At 59.6% G+C, this 359-nt stretch carries 1 protein-coding gene; it reads right to left on the reverse strand.

What is annotated here, in order from left to right:
• A partial coding sequence (locus KVT44_RS55760; protein WP_217576906.1) for a DEAD/DEAH box helicase family protein occupies positions 1–359 on the reverse strand: 359 nt, incomplete at both ends.

Here is a 359-nt window from a genome sequence, read left to right on the forward strand (position 1 = left end):
CGATGTACTTACGGAGGCTGTTCACACCGATGCTCGCGAAGTGCGAGTCCTCATCTACGCCGGTGAACAGCTCGGCCTGGTGAACGAGGTCGAAGAAGGTGTTGTTGATCGGCGTGGCGGTCAGTAGGAACACCGTCTTGCCCCTGCAGATCTCGTGCATACGCCACCAGCGCGAGCCCCAAGGGTTCTCCTCAGTGGGAGACTTTCCGTGGTTTCGGAAGTTGTGCGCCTCATCGATGATCACCACATCGGCGCGCTTCGCCAGGTGCTCGATCTCCGCAGCCCCCGACTTCGTCGTGAGGTCGGTGTGGGCCTTGACGATAACGTTCGAGAACTGACCGCCGTATAAATCGGGAAGC

The sequence above is a fragment of the Streptomyces sp. GbtcB7 genome, from assembly GCF_019091445.1.
Classification (GTDB): Bacteria; Actinomycetota; Actinomycetes; order Streptomycetales; family Streptomycetaceae; genus Streptomyces; species Streptomyces mirabilis.